We start from the raw sequence: 16,386 nt of genomic DNA, 5'->3' as shown, positions 1-16,386 counted from the left end.
TAAAAGACAGGAAAACGCGATGAAAAGCAACCTCACAACGTTGGCACTGACCTTTGCCGCGCTGACGGTCAGTTCCACCGTCGCCGCTAAAACGCTGGTCTATTGTTCGGAAGGATCGCCGGAGAACTTTAACCCGCAACTCTATACCTCGGGCACCAGCGTGGATGCCAGCGCCGTACCGGTGTACAACCGGCTGGTGGATTTTACTCCGGGCACGACCGATCTGGTGCCGAGCCTGGCCGAAAGTTGGGAGGTCAGCGAGGATGGTAAGGTCTATACCTTCCATCTGCGCAAGGGCGTTAAGTTCCAGAGCAACAAGCTGTTCACGCCGACGCGAGACTTTAACGCGGATGATGTGATCTTCTCGTTTATGCGGCAGAAAGACGCTAATCATCCGTATCACAACGTCTCCAACGGCAACTACTCCAACTTCGAGAGCCTGGAGTTTGGCAAGCTGATCACCGCCATCGACAAAGTCGACGACCATACGGTGCGCTTCACCCTGGCCCACCCGGAAGCGCCGTTCGTGGCTGACCTTGGCTGGTATTTCGCCTCGATTCTCTCTGCCGAATATGCCGATGCGATGCTGAAAGCGGGCACCCCGGAGAAGGTGGATATGGAGCCTATCGGCACCGGGCCGTTTAAGCTGGCGAAATACCAGAAGGACTCGCGGATCCTCTACACCGCCTTCCCGGAGTACTGGCAGGGTAAGGCGAAGCTGGATCGGCTGGTGTTTACCATCGTTCCGGATGCCTCGGTGCGTCTCGCCAAGCTGGAGAAAAACGAGTGTCAGGTGATGCCATTCCCGAACCCCGCCGATCTGCCGCGGATGAAGGAAAATAAAGACATCAACCTGATGAGCAAGGCGGGGCTGAATACCGGTTTCCTGGCATTTAACACGCAAAAGCCGCCGCTGGATAACGTCAAGGTACGCCAGGCGCTGGCGATGGCGATCAACAAACCGGCCATTATCGAGGCTGTCTTCCAGGGCACCGGCACCGCCGCCAAAAACCTGCTGCCGCCGGGTGTCTGGAGCGCAGACAGTTCGCTGAAGGACTACGATTACGATCCGGATAAAGCCAAAGCGCTGTTGAAGGAGGCCGGGTTTGCCAACGGGATGACCATTGACCTGTGGGCCATGCCGGTGCAGCGTCCGTATAACCCCAATGCCAAACGGATGGCCGAGATGATCCAGTCCGACTGGGCAAAAATCGGCGTGCAGACCAAAGTGGTCACCTACGAGTGGGGGGAATATCTCAAGCGGGTGAAGGGCGGGGAACATCAGGCGGCGCTCATGGGCTGGACCACGGCGACCGGCGACCCGGATAATTTCTTCGGCCCGCTGTTTACCTGCACCTCGGCCAACGGCGGTTCCAATTCCGCCAAATGGTGTTATCAACCATTCGACAAAATTATTGCTGAAGCGAAATCTATTACCGATCACGATAAACGCGTAGCATTATATCAGCAGGCGCAGCAGATGATGCACGATCAAATGCCTGCGGTAATGATTGCGCACTCAACAATATTCGAGCCGGTGCGTAAAGAGGTGACCGGCTACGAAATTGATCCGTTTGGTAAACATTTATTCTGGCAAGTGGATATAAAATAAACCTTTAATTCAGCCCGTCATTATGACGGGCACTTTTTTTTCAATTTGTGCTGTCTTCATCATTTTTTGTCACTTCTTTTTCAGCCAGCTTTTGCTATAACTTCAAGTGCATATTTGCACTTAACAGGGATACACCCACTATGCGTACTAATACTTTATTTAAAGTTGCCGCGCTCTCCGGCCTGTTGCTTCTTGCTGGCTGTGCGTCAAAAGTGGCTGCGCCTGAACAATATTCAGGTTTTTTAAAAGACTACTCCGGGCTCCAGCAAACCACCTCTGCTTCCGGTAAACCGACGCTGCGCTGGGTTGATCCGTCTTATAACGAATCAAACTACGACAGCATTATCTGGAACAATATCACCTATTATCCAACGCCAAAGCCAACCACCCAGATCGGTCAACGCACGCTGGATGAACTGTTAAATTACACCAACACCAAAATGAAGACCGCAATCGGTCAGCGTAAGCCGATTGTGACCACGCCAGGCTCACGCAGCCTGATCTTCCGCGGTGCCATCACCGGTGTGAGCTCGCAGAAAGAAGGCCTGCAGTTCTATGAAGTTGTCCCTGTGGCGCTGGTCGTAGCCGGCACGCAAATGGCAACCGGTCACCGTACCATGGATACCCATCTGTTCTTTGAAGGTGAGCTGATTGACTCTAAGACCAACAAGCCGGTCATTAAAGTGGTCCGTAAGGGTGAAGGGAAAGAGCTGAATAACGAAAATACGCCAATGACCTTCGCGACGCTGAAGCAGGTTGTTGATGACATGGCGACTGATGCCACCATGTTTGATGTCAATAAAACCGCAGCAAAATAATCACAACAGACCGGCCTGCATCGCGCAGGCCGGTTTTTTTTACGCCATTCGCAGCCGCTTAAACCAGTTCTCCGGCCGGGCAAACATCACCAGATTCCCGGTTAAGATCAGCAGAAGCCCCGCAATCCCGTTGCTGTGCCAGACGTACCCTTCGTACACCGTCGAGAACGAGAGCGCCACCAGCGGGAACAGCAAGGTGCTGTATGCCGCTTTGCCCGCGCCAATTCGTCCGACCAACGTGAAGTAAGCGCCAAAGGCAATCACCGAGCCAAACAGCGCCAGATAGAGCAGGGCGCCCATATAGCTCACCGACCAGACCGGCGTAAAGTCATCCCCACGGATCAGTGCAATCGCCCCCATCACCAGGGTGCCGTACAGCATCGCCCAGGCGTTGGTGGTCATGGTCTCCAGCCCGTTGCGCTGGTGGCGCAGACTGATCATATTCCCGAGTGAGAAGCCGTAAGTGCCCAGCGCCGACAGGGCAATGCCGAACAGCAGACCGGCGCTCCAGCCGCTGGCTAACAGGTCGTTCCAGAACAGGGTAATAATGCCGAGCAGTCCCAGCGCCGCCGCCAGATAAAAACGCGTCGGCGGGCGCTGGCCAAAGAACAGGAAGCTGTTCAGGGCGTTATACAGCACCGCCATCGAAAAAATCACCGATTCGAGGCCGGTGTTGATATACCCCGCGGCGGTATAAAAGCACCAGAAATTAAAGCAGAACACGCAGCAGCCCTGCAGGGCGCAAAACAGGTGGTCGCGCAAGGCCAGCGGGCGCAGACGGCGCAGGATTAACAGCACTGTCATGATGGTGGCGGTGGCGACGGCAAAGCGCCAGAAAATCGAGACCGGGGCGGGCACCGGCCCCTGTTGTAAGAAGATGGCAATCCACGTCGTTCCCCAGATAACAACTACCAGCGCGTACAGTAATGCGTTCATCGTTTTTTCTCTTATCAGCAAAGTCTGGAGTCAGTATGGCGGCAGAGAGAACGGCCTTCTTTCACAGACTTGCGCCGGACTTGCATATTCTTGCGCTTTTTTCCCGCCGGGGAGTCAACAGGGCTGGCACTGAAGGGAAGATCTTTTTAGACTCAATGGTTCTTATGTATCAGGGTGTGAGTTGCGATGGCTGAGATGTACGGTGCCTTTGAAAATCTGCGCAAGCATAAAGCGGTATTGCACAATGCCGTGGCGCTGAATTCGGGTATCCAGCTGGCGGCCTGGTCAAATAAACGCGACACCATCACGCAATATTGCGATCACCATACCCTGAGTCTCTATATCGCCGACGGCTACGAGAGTTATCACAAAACCTCTGCGGGCTGGAAAAACGGCGGCGGCCCGGACCGTTTCTGTCTGATGCCGAAAGAGAGCGAGTCCAGCTGGGATATTCGCGACGATCTGTCGTTTATCCACCTCTACTGTACCGACGATCATCTGCGCAACGTCGGGGAGCAGATCTGGGACAAAAGCCCTTACAGCTTCACCCTCGACGAAAATCTGTTCGGCGATGATGCCAGCATTACCGCCCTGTACCGCCATTTTATCCTCGGCTGCGACTGGCAGCAGCCTGCCAATCAGCTCACGCTGAGCACCGCCTCCACGCTATTGCTGACCCATCTGGTGCAGCGGTACAGCAACGTGCAGTGGACGCTGCCAACGGTCACGGGCGGCCTGTCGCCTTTTGTGCTGCGCAACGTGCTCGGGTTTATCGAAGAGAATCTGGCCCAGCCGCTGACGCTGGCGGATCTGGCTGGTCAGGCGAGCTTAAGCGAGTTTCATTTTGCCCGCATGTTCCGGCAGTCGATGCAGATGGCACCCCACCAGTATGTCATGCAGCGGCGGATGGAGAAGGCCAAAACCCTGGTGCGCTACACCCGCCAGCCGCTGACCGAGATCGCCCTGGCGTGCGGATTCAGCTCCGCCAGCCACTTCAGCAACCGCTTTCGCGTCGCCACCGGGCTGACGCCGTCCCAGCTACGCGCGTCGGGTGCGTAACAACAGGGCATAGCAGACGCCACCCGCCACTAATCCCCAGAACGCCGAGCCGATCCCGGCAAGCGTCGCGCCGCTGGCGGTGAGCAGAAACGTCACGATAGCCGCATCGCGTTCAGCTTCATTGTGCAGCGCCTGATGCAGGCTACCGCCGATGGTGCCCAGCAGCGCCAGCCCTGCCAGGGTCTGGATCCAGCTTAACGGCAGGGCCGCCATCAGCCCGCTAATCGAACCGCCGAAAATCCCTGCCAGCAGATAAAAGACGCCTGCCGCCGCCGCGGCCAGCCAGCGCTTGCTGGCATCCGGGTGCGCATCCGGGCTCTGGCAGATGGCGGCGGTGATCGCCGCAATGCAGATCGAGTAGACCCCGAACGGCGACAGCAGCAGCGCCAGCCCTCCGGTAAAGACCATCAGCGGCGATACCGCTACCGGATAACCGGAGGCTTGAAGCGTCGCGAACCCCGGCGCATTCTGCGAGGCCATAGTGACCAGGAAGAAGGGCAGACCGATACTTACAAGCGTGGTCATATCAAAGGTTGGGGCGATAAATTCGGGCATCACCACCGCGAAGCTGAGCTGCTCGGTGACAACGTCACCTTTCAGCGCCGCCACCGCGCCTCCCACCAGAAGGGTTGCGACGATCGCATAGCGCGGCGCAAAGGCTTTGGTCACCAGCCAGGCCAGCAGCATGCTGCCGCACAGCAGCAGATGCCCCTCGAGGTTGCTGAAGGCCTGCAAACCAAAGCGCAGCAGGACGCCCGCCAGCATCGCCGCCGCCAGCGAATGGGGGATAATCTTCATCAGGCGGGCGAACAGGCCGCTGATGCCGCAAATCAGGATCAGGGCATTGGCAAAGATAAAGATGCCGATGGTCTCTGAGAGTGTTACCCCCTGCAAGCTGGTCGCCAGCAGGGCGGCACCGGGCGTCGACCAGGCGGTGAGCACTGGCGCTTTATACCACCACGACAGCGCCAGGGTGCTGATCCCCATGCCGATCCCCAGCGACGTCATCCAGCCGGCAATCTGCGGTGCCGTTGCGCCTGCCGCCGCCGCGGCCTGCCAGATGATGGCCGCAGAGCTGGCATAGCCCACCAGAACGGCAACAAAACCGGATAACAGGGTGGGAAAGGTGAGCGAGGATGGGCGCATGGGAACTCCGTTGTGCGTTATAACAGCCGCAAATGTATCACTGTGCGTTATAGCATACAAGTGCTACACTCGCGGCAACGGGAGGGACCATGGACATCACACAACATCTTGCCATCACACTGAAAACGCTGCGTCAGGCCCGCGGCTGGAGCCTGTCGAAGCTGGCTGAAGAGACCGGGGTGTCGAAAGCGATGCTCGGCCAGGTGGAACGCAACGAATCCAGCCCGACGGTCTCGACGCTGTGGAAGATCGCTACCGGACTGAACGTGCCGTTCTCCACCTTTATCAGCCCCGAAGCGGAGAACCCGCCGGTGTTTGACCCGCAGCAGCAGGCGATGGTGGTCAAACCGCTGTTCCCCTGGGACGACACCCTGAAGTATGACCACTTCTCGATTACCCTCGCGCCGGGGGCGCTCAGTGAATCCACGCCGCACGAAGCCGGAGTGGTTGAGCACGTGGTGGTGATCAGCGGTGAGCTGGAGATGCAGATCGAGGGTATCTGGCAGACGCTGGTCCCGGATACCGGCCTGCGTTTTGCCGGAGATAAACCGCACGCCTACCGCAACCGCAGCGGCCAGACGGTGCACTTTCACTCGCTGATCCATTATCCCCGCTAAAGGTGCGCAAAACTGTTTCACTGGCCCATACTTCTGACTACAATAGCCGCCATTTTGACCATAACGGATAACGACGAAGTATGCGCCTGCCATCCCATCATCTTGAACTCTTAAGCCCGGCTCGTGACGCCGCCATTGCCCGTGAAGCGATCCTTCACGGTGCCGATGCGGTCTATATCGGCGGCCCTGGATTTGGCGCCCGCCATAATGCCAGCAACAGCCTGCGCGATATCGCCGACCTGGTGCCGTTCGCCCACCGTTTCGGGGCGAAGGTGTTCGTGACCCTGAACACCATTCTTCATGATGATGAACTGGAGCCGGCGCAGCGTCTGATTACCGATCTGTACCAGACCGGCGTTGATGCGCTGATCGTCCAGGATATGGGTGTCCTCGAAATGGATATCCCGCCGATTGAGCTGCACGCCAGTACCCAGTGCGATATCCGCAGCGTGGAGAAAGCGAAGTTCCTCTCGGATGCCGGATTTACCCAGATCGTGCTGGCCCGCGAGCTGAACCTCAATCAGATCCGCGATATTCGCCAGGCGACCGACGCGACCATTGAGTTCTTTATCCACGGCGCCCTGTGCGTGGCCTACTCCGGACAGTGCAATATCTCCCATGCCCAGACCGGGCGCAGCGCCAACCGTGGCGACTGTTCTCAGGCCTGCCGTCTGCCGTACACCCTGAAAGACGATCAGGGCCGCGTGGTGGCCTTCGATAAACACCTTCTGTCGATGAAAGACAACGACCAGACCGCCAACCTTGGCGCGCTGATCGATGCGGGCGTGCAATCCTTCAAGATTGAAGGGCGCTACAAAGACATGAGTTACGTGAAGAACATTACCGCCCACTATCGTCAGATGCTGGATGCCATTATCGAGGATCGCGGCGGTCTGGCGCGCAGCTCAGCCGGGCGCACCGAGCACTTCTTTATTCCGTCCACCGACAAGACCTTCCACCGCGGCAGCACCGACTACTTTGTGAATGCACGTAAAGATGACATCGGCGCCTTCGACTCCCCGAAATTTATCGGCCTGCCGGTAGGGGAAGTGCTCAAGGTGACGAAAGAGTATCTCGACGTGGAAGTGACCGAACCGCTGGCGAACGGCGATGGCCTGAACGTGATGATTAAACGTGAAGTGGTGGGCTTTCGCGCCAATACGGTAGAGAAAACCGGCGAAAACCGCTATCGCGTCTGGCCGAACGAAATGCCCGCCGACATGTATAAAGCACGCCCAAATGCCGCACTGAACCGCAACCTCGACCATAACTGGCAGCAGGCGCTGATGAAAACCTCCAGCGAGCGTCGTATCGCGGTGGATATCGAGCTGGGCGGCTGGGAAGAGCAGCTGATCCTCACCATGACCTGCGAAGATGGCATCAGCGTGACTCATACCCTGGACGGGATGTTTGAGATAGCTAACAACGCCGAAAAAGCGCTGAACAGTTTGAAAGACGGGGTGGCAAAACTGGGTCAGACGATCTATTACGCCCGGGACATTCAGGTCAATCTGGCGGATGCGCTGTTTATTCCGAACAGCCTGCTGAACCAGTTCCGCCGTGAAACCGCCGGGATGCTCGACGAAGCCCGTCTGGCGAATTACCCACGCGGCAGCCGCAAAGCGGTCTCTGTACCGCCGCCGGTCTACCCGGAAACGCACCTCTCATTTCTGGCGAACGTCTACAACCATAAAGCGCGGGCCTTCTATCAGCGCTATGGCGTTGAGCTGATCGATGTCGCCTATGAAGCGCACGAAGAGAAGGGCGACGTGCCGGTGATGATCACCAAGCACTGTCTGCGCTTCGCCTTTAACCTCTGTCCGAAGCAGGCGAAGGGCAGCATCAAGAGCTGGAAGGCCACCCCGATGCAGCTGGTGAATGGCGATGAAGTGTTAACCCTGAAGTTCGACTGCCGTCCGTGCGAAATGCACGTTATCGGCAAGATGAAAAACCACATCTTCAAAATGCCGCAGCCGGGCAGCATTGTGGCATCGGTCAGCCCTGACGATCTGCTGAAAACGCTGCCGAAGCGTAAAAGCAGTTAATTAACGAAAGTGAGTATCCGGTTTGCGCGACTTCTGCCAGTGGTGGTGTTCGCGCAAACCTTCTGCTGAATCCTCTGCCACCGCACGCAGCTCATCGCTATCTGCTTCATGACGTAACTGCTGATCCACGTTCTTCACCCAAAAAAACTCATGTCCCTTATGTCCTGCCATCAGCTGACCGGAAAATAACGCACAGGTCAGTAACACTATTGATAACGCTCTTGTAAACATTCTGCCACCACCCGGTTACGTTGAGCGGCCATCATGCCGATAGTTCAGTTAGGTTATTATTAGGATCTTCAAAGGCGCGAAAAGGTTTTGTCAGATTATGTCGGTGAATGGCGCACCGGACTATTCCCTCTCCCCTATGGGGAGAGGGTTAGGGTGAGGGGAAACATGCGGCTGTAGAGGTGGTTCCGTTCACCTTACGGTCCTTGCTTTTTTGTCACTACAGAACCGGTGAACGTGCTAAGGGGGCTCGCCGCCGCCCCCTTAGCAATCCCGGCTCCCGGCAAAGAAAATCGCCGCTTCGCGGTGCCTTCGCCTTATTCCCTTCGGCTATCGGGTCGGGCGTGATCCTACATCCCTGTAGGTCACGCCCTCTCGGCGCATCCATGCGCCTCGCCCCGGCCTGCGGTCAACGCCTCAGCGATTTTCAGCCGGACCAGGGAAACGCTGTAAGTTATTTATTATCCTTGAATTTCTTTATTGCTTTATGGGTAAGTAACTCATGATTAATGCGCCTTGAACCCCGCTGCGGTCATCAGCACGCGGAAGAACATCCCGACCAGCGTCAGCGCCAGCACGCTCCCGCCCCAGATAATCACCATCCACATCAGACGTTTCCAGACAGGTTGATTCATCAGTGATAGCCCTCCCCAGGCTGGACTTTGCCGCGAAACACGTAATAGCTCCAGAAAGTGTAGACAAGGATGATCGGGATAATGAATAACGCCCCCACTAACATAAAGCCCTGGCTCTGCGGAGGTGCCGCAGCCTGCCACAGGGTAATCGACGGCGGAATGATATGTGGCCAGATGCTGATCCCCAGCCCGCTAAAGCCGAGAAAGATTAACCCGAGGGTCAACACGAACGGCAGATGGTGGCTGCGCGGGTTACTGAGGCTGCGCCACTGCCACAGGCCCAGCACCACCACCAGCGCCGGAACCGGCAGCAGGAAGAAGAGGTTCGGCAGGCTAAACCAGCGGTCGGCAATGGCGGGCTGGGAGAGCGGCGTCCAGATGCTGATCGCCGCGATAATCCCCAACAGCGCCAGCAACAGACGTTTCGATACCTGCCGCATCCGCCCCTGCAGCGGGTTTTCGCTTTTCATCACCAGCCATGTGGCGCCTAAAAAGGCATAGGCCACCACCAGCCCCAGACCGCAGAACAGGTTGAACGGCGTGAACCAGTCGAACGGACCGCCGGCAAAGGCGCGTCCGCTGACCGTAAAGCCGTTGATCACCGCTCCCACCACCATGCCCTGGGTAAAGGTGGCCAGTACCGAGCCGCCGATAAAGGCCTTATCCCAGAAGGGCCGGTGCGCGGGTGTGGCCTTAAAGCGGAACTCAAAGGCCACGCCGCGGAAAATCAGCCCAATCAGCATTAAGGTCAGCGGGATGGTCAGGGCATCGATGATCACCGCATAAGCCAGCGGAAACGCGCCAAACAGTGCCGCTCCCCCCAGCACCAGCCAGGTTTCGTTCCCGTCCCACACCGGGGCGACGCTGTTGACCATCACATCCCGGTCGTCCGCGTCCTGGATGGCGGGAAACAGAATGCCAATACCCAAATCAAACCCGTCCATCACGATGTACATCAGGGTGGCGAAGACGATTATCACAAACCAGATCAGGGAGAGATCGATACCCATTATGGTGTCTCCTTGGTAGTAAATTCAGCGTTTGCTGCCGAGAGCGGGCGCGCCGGGCGACCATCGTTTTCGGTCGGGAAGGTCTCTTCTTCCTGCGGACCCTTTTTAATCAGGCGCACCATGTAGCTGTAGCCGACGCCAAACACCGAGGTGTAGACCACAATAAAGGCCAGCAGGCTGACGCTCATATGCAGATCGCCATGGGCCGATACCGCATCTTTGGTACGTTGCAGACCGTAGACGACCCACGGCTGACGGCCCACTTCGGTCGTCACCCATCCGGCGAGAATGGCAATTAATCCCGATGGTCCCATCAGTAGGGCAAACCACAGGAAAGGCCGGGAGTGGTAGAGCCGCTGCTTATAGCGCAGCCACAGGGCGACGGTGCCCAGCAACAGCATCAACATCCCCAGCCCGGCCATAATGCGGAACGACCAGAAGACAATGGTGGAGTTAGGCCGATCCTCTTTCGGAAACTCTTTCAGCGCCGGCACCTGCTTATCGAGGCTGTGGGTGAGGATCAGGCTGCCGACTGCCGGGATCTCCAGACCATAGCGGGTGCGTTCCTGCTCCATATCCGGCCAGCCAAACAGCAGCAGCGGAGTAGGTTCGCCGGGCGGGTTCTCCCAGTGACCTTCGATGGCGGCGATTTTGGCGGGCTGATGTTCCAGGGTGTTCAGGCCGTGCATATCCCCGACCATCGCCTGAATGGGGGCGACGATCAGCGTCATCCACAGCGCCATGGAGAACATGCGGCGAATGGCAGAGGTGTTATTGCCCCGCAGCAGGTGCCATGCCGCCGAGGCCGCGACAAACAGGGCGCTACTGAGAAACGCCGCAATCGACATGTGCAGCAGGCGATACGGGAAGGAGGGGTTAAATACCACTGCAAACCAGTCCACCGGCACCACCTGGCCGTTGACGATCTCAAAGCCCTGCGGGGTCTGCATCCAGCTGTTAGAGGCGAGGATCCAGAAGGTCGAGATGATGGTGCCCAGCGCCACCATGCAGGTGGCAAAGAAGTGCAGCCCCGGTCCGACTTTGTTCCAGCCGAAGAGCATCACGCCGAGAAAACCGGCTTCGAGGAAGAAGGCGGTCAATACTTCATAGGTCAGCAGCGGGCCAGTAATGCTCCCGGCAAACTGGGAAAAACCACTCCAGTTGGTGCCGAACTGGTAGGCCATCACCAGCCCGGAGACCACGCCCATGCCAAAGTTGACGGCGAAGATCTTCGACCAGAAATGGTACAGCGACCGCCAGACAGGGTTTTTGCTTTTCAGCCATAACCCCTCCAGCACCGCCAGATAGCTGGCGAGGCCAATGGTGATCGCCGGGAAAATAATGTGGAAGGAGACAGTAAAAGCAAACTGGATCCTCGCCAGGTGAAACGCATCTAAACCAAACATGCACAACCTCAGGGTAAAACGGTGTGGCTGTTATGGTAAAGCGGCGGGAAGTCGAGTATCAGAGACAGTAAAGGGGAATTTAGCTATAACAGTTTGGGGGAATAGTATTAAAATACAACGCTGTTATGTCTTTGAAGCCCATGCTTGTAAATGTTTACGCCTTATTCAGGCCTGAGAATGTAATAATTCAAGGAGATGACGGGGCTAAAGCCCCGTCATAGTCAGCGGGCTAAACGCTTATGCTTATAACGGGCGAAAAGCCATATTAAAAAAGTCGTTAACAGCAGAGACAAAACCGATAAAGTGAAAATATAACGGTCGTACCATTGTGCTTCTGTCAGAAAACCAAACTTATCCGTGTAAATGTCATAGAGATAAATATCGGGCATAACGATGCATAACAACGAATAAACAAGGCACAGAAGCGCTAACTCCATCAGCCATATAACGACGCTTGTGCTAGGTTTCATCAATATACCTGTATAGTGCCAAATGCTTTAAGCTCAGAGGTAATGAGTAAAGAACCGTTGCTTAATAATGCATGATGAAGGATTCGATAATGAGAATGGTTTGGCAATGTAATACAGCCTTCACTGATTCCAGAAGTGCCAGCAGGATGTAGACGAAAAGCACCACGTTCCACGTTACCAATAAACGTTGAATCATCTATAGCCCCATCATCCCGGTAAAGCGCAAACCAAAAGTCACGATTTGAACCGCTCTCCAGTTCTTTGAGCATATCGTGCCATCGGGACCCGGTGCCTCCGCGGGAACGGGTTACGATGAAATATTTTCCGGGAGGCAAGGGACCTTTCTTTTTCAGGGCAATAGCATCCGGATTATTTCTGTTGGCACCGGCATGTCCAGAATATGCCGGAAAGAATCCCAACCCAGGACAGCTTAAGGTAGACATCTGCCCACCGTTTAAATGAAAAGAGCAGCGGATCATCTCTCATTCCACGCATCAGAAAAAATAATATTTCCATCACAATGCTTCCATGTGATTTTTTCGTAGCGCAAAGCGATAGACTCGAGATGATTATGTTTTTCAGTGGAAGGATTTTTCACATCATGCATAAGAGGACAAACGGAAACGACCTTCACCCCTTCGAGGAGCATATTAAAGTACTCTTCTTCAAATCCGGCATCATTTATACGATACCATTTAAATTCTGCTGATTTGAGCGTTTGCCCGTGAGCAACGGCTTTATAGAGGTATGGACTGGAAGAGTCGAATTCTTTCTCAAAAACAAGTGCGCTATGAATGCGTGTACCGGTTATCTTTCCAGTATTGCTGTCCGTAGGTAAATGAAGCCCGTGACCAAATCCAAATATCTCAATACTTCCTTCACGTTCCTGAACATCTACAGAACCACGGATATCCGCGCCACCATCATCCTTTAACCACAGATAGGCCGGTATTGCCATGTCAAACTCCTTTTGTCAGTTAGCTTAAAAAACAGGCATTAATTAACAATGGTTTTATGACAACGGCCAGGCATAACGTGCCATAGTTATTATAAATATATCATGTGGTTATATGCGAAATAATAATTCGGTGAGGTAAACGCCTCGCATAGTATTACCTACACGAGACGTTATACTTTTATTCGTCGCGCCAGCCCATAGCTGGTGCTACATGCTTCAGAATTGACTCAATCACATGCACGTTATACTCCACGCCCAGCTGGTTCGGCACGGTGAGTAACAGCGTATCTGCTTCGGCAATCGCTTCGTCCTGTTTCAGCTGAGCAATCAGCTTGTCAGGTTCGGCGGCATAGCTGCGGCCAAAAATGGCACGGGTTTTCTCATCCAGGTAACCCACGCTGTCGCTTTCGTTACGGCTGGAACCGAAGTACATCCGGTCGCGATCGTCCATCAGGGCAAAGATACTCCGGCTGACCGATACGCGCGGCGTGCGGGTATGGCCCGCTTCGGCCCAGGCGTCGCGGTAGGCGCGGATCTGTTTTGCCTGCTGGATGTGGAAAGGCTCGCCGGTTTCGTCGTCCTTCAGGGTTGAGCTTTGCAGGTTCATCCCCAGCTTCGCGGCCCACACGGCAGTGGCGTTCGAACCCGCCCCCCACCAAATCCGATCCCGCAGCCCTTCGGCGTGCGGCTCAACGCGCAGCAGGCCCGGCGGGTTAGGGAACATCGGCTGCGGATTGGGTTTGGCAAATCCTTCGCCGCGCAGGGCGTCTAACAGCACTTCGGTGTGGCGACGCGCCATATCAGACTCGTTTTCACCTTCGCCTGGCACGTAACCAAAGTAGCGCCAGCCATCGATCACCTGTTCCGGAGAGCCACGGCTGATCCCCAGCTGCAAACGTCCGCCGGAAATTAAATCGGCAGAACCCGCGTCTTCTGCCATATAGAGCGGATTTTCATAGCGCATATCGATAACGCCGGTGCCGATCTCAATCTTGCTGGTTTTCGCGCCAATCGCCGCCAGCAGCGGGAAGGGGGAGGCTAGCTGGCGAGCAAAGTGGTGCACGCGGAAGTAAGCGCCATCTGCGCCCAGCTCTTCGGCGGCTACCGCCAGATCGATGGATTGCAGCAGGGCGTCGGCGGCAGTACGGGTGCCCGACTGCGGTGACGGCGTCCAGTGACCAAATGACAAAAAGCCGATCTTTTTCATGTCGGGTTATCCTGGTTTCAAATGATAAGCGTGGCCTTTACTTTACGGATTGCCTGAGGAATGAAAATGGGCTTTATTTCACAGAAGCCATCAAATAATTTGACCGATAACAATGACAGCAGGCTAAAGCACAGAATTTTATCTTTTAAAAGCGCTTGCATCCTTCCACCGGTTGTGCGTAAATGGATTTTCGGTTTGAATGCCAAAAGAATATCCGTCGCAGTCCCTTAAAGCATCTCTCAACACGTTGTGCCTCTCCGCAGCCTCTCTTGGGTTTTTTCTTTACGCTCTGAACGCTCTGATTAGTTTTTGTCTCAGACCTCTAATGCCGCTAAGGCCCAATTTAGTATTTGACGTTTTTACGTTCAGGAGATTTACATGAGTTCACATATTCATTTTCGTTGCCCTTGCTGTCATGGTTCGCAGTTCCGTACTTCCGCTTTCGACGTGTCTGAAAAAAATCCACTCGGTGCGAAGTGCATTTTCTGCAAATCCTCGATGATCACACTGGATCATTTAGCGGCCTCCCGCCATGCGCGCCAGGTGCCGTTTGAGTTTCGTAAGTAAGTCAGTCGGGCGCCGTCACGCCTGCTGAAATCCTCACTACTATCTATAACAGTTTATTAATCCTGCCTTTTTTCTCCTGCTGATATACACTGTGATGCAGCAAGGAGAACCCGATGAAAAAATACCAGCGCCTGGCGCAGCAAATCATTTCGCAGATCGAGCTCGGTGTCTGGCAGCCCGGCGATAAGCTGCCCTCCCTGCGTGAGCAGGTGACCAGCAGCGGAATGAGCTTTATGACCGTCGGTCACGCGTATCAGATGCTGGAGAGCCAGGGGCGTATTGTCGCGCGCCCGCAATCAGGTTACTACGTGGCGGCCCGTCCCACCGGGCAGCAGCAGATGCCGCCAGCGCAGGTGATGCGCGATGAAGCGGTGGATATCAATACCTATATCTTCGATGTCTTACAGGCCAGCCGCGATCCCTCGGTGGTCCCTTTTGCCTCGGCCTTTCCCGATCCGCGTCTCTTCCCCTTACAACAGCTGAACCGCTCTCTGGCCAATGTCAGTAAAACTGCCACCGCCATGAGCGTCATCGAGAATCTGCCGCCGGGCAACGTCGATCTGCGTCATGCCATTGCCCGTCGCTATGCCCAGCAGGGGATGAACATCTCCCCGGATGAAATTGTGATTACCGCCGGGGCCCTCGAAGCGCTGAACCTCAGCCTGCAGGCGGTTACCGAGCCGGGCGACTGGGTGATCGTCGAAAACCCCTGTTTCTACGGGGCGTTACAGGCGCTGGAACGTCTGAAGCTCAAGGCGCTGTCGGTGGCCACCGACGTGCGCGAGGGGATCGATCTCAACGCGCTGGACCAGGCGTTAAACGACTATCCGGTGAAAGCCTGCTGGTTAATGACCAACGGCCAGAACCCACTGGGCTTCACCCTCAGCGCCGACAAAAAAGCGCAGCTTATCGCCTTGCTCACCGAACATAACGTCACCCTGATCGAGGACGATGTTTACAGCGAGCTCTACTACGGACGCGAAAAGCCGCTCCCGGCGAAAGCCTGGGATCGCAGCGACATGACGCTGCACTGCTCCTCTTTCTCGAAATGTCTGGTCGCCGGGTTCCGCATTGGCTGGGTGGCCGCCGGGAAACATGCCCGCCGCATTCAGCAGCTGCAGCTGATGAGCACCTTATCCACCAGTTCCCCGATGCAGCTGGCGCTGGTGGATTATCTCGCCACCAAACGCTACGACGCCCACCTCAGACGTCTGCGCCGCACGCTGGCGGAACGTAAACAACAGGCGTGGCAGGCCCTGCTGCGCCATCTGCCCGCAGAGGTGAAAATTCACCACAGCGACAGCGGCTACTTTTTATGGCTGGAGCTGCCCGCGCCGCTGGATGCCGGGGAGCTTAGCGCCAGGGCGCTGGAGCATCACATCAGCATTGCCCCGGGCAAGATGTTCTCCACCTCCGATACCTGGACGCCGTTTTTCCGCTTCAATACCTCCTGGGCCTGGGGAGAGCGGGAAGAGCAGGCGGTGATCCAGTTAGCGCAAATAATTAGCGCTATGTTAAAAGGGCAAAAATAGTATTTTCTCGCTATTGAACACCGCGCCTGAATAATTGTTTCTTATCCCGTTAATAACGCCGCAATTAATTTGCGGCGTTTTTTTATTATCGCTCATAGGAAATATGCATAACCCCTGCGCCAGCTAACCCCTTGTCTATA

General features: G+C 55.7%; 16 protein-coding genes. 7 read left to right on the top strand and 9 right to left on the bottom strand.

The genetic code is table 11. The features are described 5' to 3' along the window. Positions 1-19: 19 nt before the first annotated feature. Positions 20-1,612 (top strand): ABC transporter substrate-binding protein, encoded by a 1,593-nt coding sequence (locus SOM40_RS11790; RefSeq protein WP_320531110.1) that lies wholly within the window; start codon positions 20-22, stop codon positions 1,610-1,612. 140 nt (positions 1,613-1,752) lie between these two features. Then, positions 1,753-2,430 (top strand): DUF3313 domain-containing protein, encoded by a 678-nt coding sequence (locus tag SOM40_RS11785; protein ID WP_106992981.1) that lies wholly within the window; start codon positions 1,753-1,755, stop codon positions 2,428-2,430. A gap of 39 nt (positions 2,431-2,469) precedes the next feature. Here SOM40_RS11785 and SOM40_RS11780 read toward each other — a convergent pair whose 3' ends face one another. After that, positions 2,470-3,366 (bottom strand): DMT family transporter, encoded by an 897-nt coding sequence (locus SOM40_RS11780; RefSeq protein ID WP_262660991.1) that lies wholly within the window; start codon positions 3,364-3,366, stop codon positions 2,470-2,472. Between the two features lie 186 nt (positions 3,367-3,552). On the opposite strand from SOM40_RS11780, the gene SOM40_RS11775 reads away from it, so the two are divergent. Beyond that, the gene (locus tag SOM40_RS11775) at positions 3,553-4,425 is read left to right on the top strand and encodes a helix-turn-helix domain-containing protein (protein WP_106992979.1); all 873 of its coding nucleotides are present in this window, start codon (positions 3,553-3,555) and stop codon (positions 4,423-4,425) included. Here the strand turns inward: SOM40_RS11775 and SOM40_RS11770 are convergent. Beyond that, positions 4,405-5,571 (bottom strand): benzoate/H(+) symporter BenE family transporter, encoded by a 1,167-nt coding sequence (locus SOM40_RS11770; protein WP_320531109.1) that lies wholly within the window; start codon positions 5,569-5,571, stop codon positions 4,405-4,407. The two genes, SOM40_RS11775 and SOM40_RS11770, sit on opposite strands and share 21 nt — an antisense overlap. A gap of 89 nt (positions 5,572-5,660) precedes the next feature. On the opposite strand from SOM40_RS11770, the gene SOM40_RS11765 reads away from it, so the two are divergent. Together SOM40_RS11765 and SOM40_RS11760 are read left to right on the top strand one after the other, a co-directional pair. Continuing rightward, positions 5,661-6,188: a helix-turn-helix domain-containing protein gene (locus SOM40_RS11765; protein ID WP_320531108.1), complete on the top strand. Its 528-nt coding sequence runs from the start codon at positions 5,661-5,663 to the stop codon at positions 6,186-6,188. 80 nt (positions 6,189-6,268) lie between these two features. Further along, entirely contained in the window at positions 6,269-8,233 is a 1,965-nt protein-coding gene (locus SOM40_RS11760; protein ID WP_320531107.1) for a peptidase U32 family protein, read from the top strand. Here SOM40_RS11760 and SOM40_RS11755 read toward each other — a convergent pair whose 3' ends face one another. The 7 genes from SOM40_RS11755 to SOM40_RS11725 form a co-directional block, all read right to left on the bottom strand. Then, the gene (locus SOM40_RS11755; protein ID WP_225758728.1) at positions 8,234-8,464 is read right to left on the bottom strand and encodes a DUF2554 family protein; all 231 of its coding nucleotides are present in this window, start codon (positions 8,462-8,464) and stop codon (positions 8,234-8,236) included. A 503-nt stretch (positions 8,465-8,967) separates the two neighbouring features. Then, entirely contained in the window at positions 8,968-9,096 is a 129-nt protein-coding gene (locus tag SOM40_RS11750; RefSeq protein ID WP_106992974.1) for a DUF2474 domain-containing protein, read from the bottom strand. Then, the gene (cydB, locus tag SOM40_RS11745) at positions 9,096-10,106 is read right to left on the bottom strand and encodes a cytochrome d ubiquinol oxidase subunit II (protein WP_261643785.1); all 1,011 of its coding nucleotides are present in this window, start codon (positions 10,104-10,106) and stop codon (positions 9,096-9,098) included. Before cydB ends, SOM40_RS11750 begins: the two co-directional genes overlap by 1 nt. Further along, positions 10,106-11,512 carry a cytochrome ubiquinol oxidase subunit I gene (locus SOM40_RS11740; RefSeq protein ID WP_320531106.1) on the bottom strand — a complete coding sequence of 469 codons (1,407 nt, stop codon included), beginning with the start codon at positions 11,510-11,512 and terminating at the stop codon, positions 10,106-10,108. Before SOM40_RS11740 ends, cydB begins: the two co-directional genes overlap by 1 nt. Positions 11,513-11,981: 469 nt before the next feature. Then, positions 11,982-12,461 carry a DUF2778 domain-containing protein gene (locus SOM40_RS11735; protein WP_320531105.1) on the bottom strand — a complete coding sequence of 160 codons (480 nt, stop codon included), beginning with the start codon at positions 12,459-12,461 and terminating at the stop codon, positions 11,982-11,984. Then, positions 12,458-12,940: an Hcp family type VI secretion system effector gene (locus tag SOM40_RS11730; RefSeq protein ID WP_166182533.1), complete on the bottom strand. Its 483-nt coding sequence runs from the start codon at positions 12,938-12,940 to the stop codon at positions 12,458-12,460. The genes SOM40_RS11735 and SOM40_RS11730 overlap by 4 nt, the downstream gene beginning before the upstream one ends. A gap of 178 nt (positions 12,941-13,118) precedes the next feature. Further along, entirely contained in the window at positions 13,119-14,147 is a 1,029-nt protein-coding gene (locus tag SOM40_RS11725; RefSeq protein WP_313825086.1) for an LLM class flavin-dependent oxidoreductase, read from the bottom strand. A 378-nt stretch (positions 14,148-14,525) separates the two neighbouring features. Here SOM40_RS11725 and ymcF point away from each other — a divergent pair, with 378 nt between their 5' ends. Both ymcF and SOM40_RS11715 read left to right on the top strand, forming a co-directional pair. After that, positions 14,526-14,714 carry a cold shock small protein YmcF gene (gene ymcF / locus SOM40_RS11720; RefSeq protein ID WP_106992970.1) on the top strand — a complete coding sequence of 63 codons (189 nt, stop codon included), beginning with the start codon at positions 14,526-14,528 and terminating at the stop codon, positions 14,712-14,714. A 113-nt stretch (positions 14,715-14,827) separates the two neighbouring features. Then, on the top strand, positions 14,828-16,246 hold the full coding sequence (locus SOM40_RS11715; RefSeq protein ID WP_320531104.1) for an aminotransferase-like domain-containing protein: 1,419 nt from the start codon (positions 14,828-14,830) through the stop codon (positions 16,244-16,246). Positions 16,247-16,386 lie beyond the last annotated feature (140 nt).

The sequence above is a fragment of the Leclercia sp. CFBP8987 genome, from assembly GCF_034044995.2.
GTDB classification, from domain to species: domain Bacteria; phylum Pseudomonadota; class Gammaproteobacteria; order Enterobacterales; family Enterobacteriaceae; genus Enterobacter; species Enterobacter tamurae.
The sequence above is the reverse complement of the archived record's forward strand: the minus strand, read 5'-3'. Positions and strand labels throughout refer to the sequence as shown.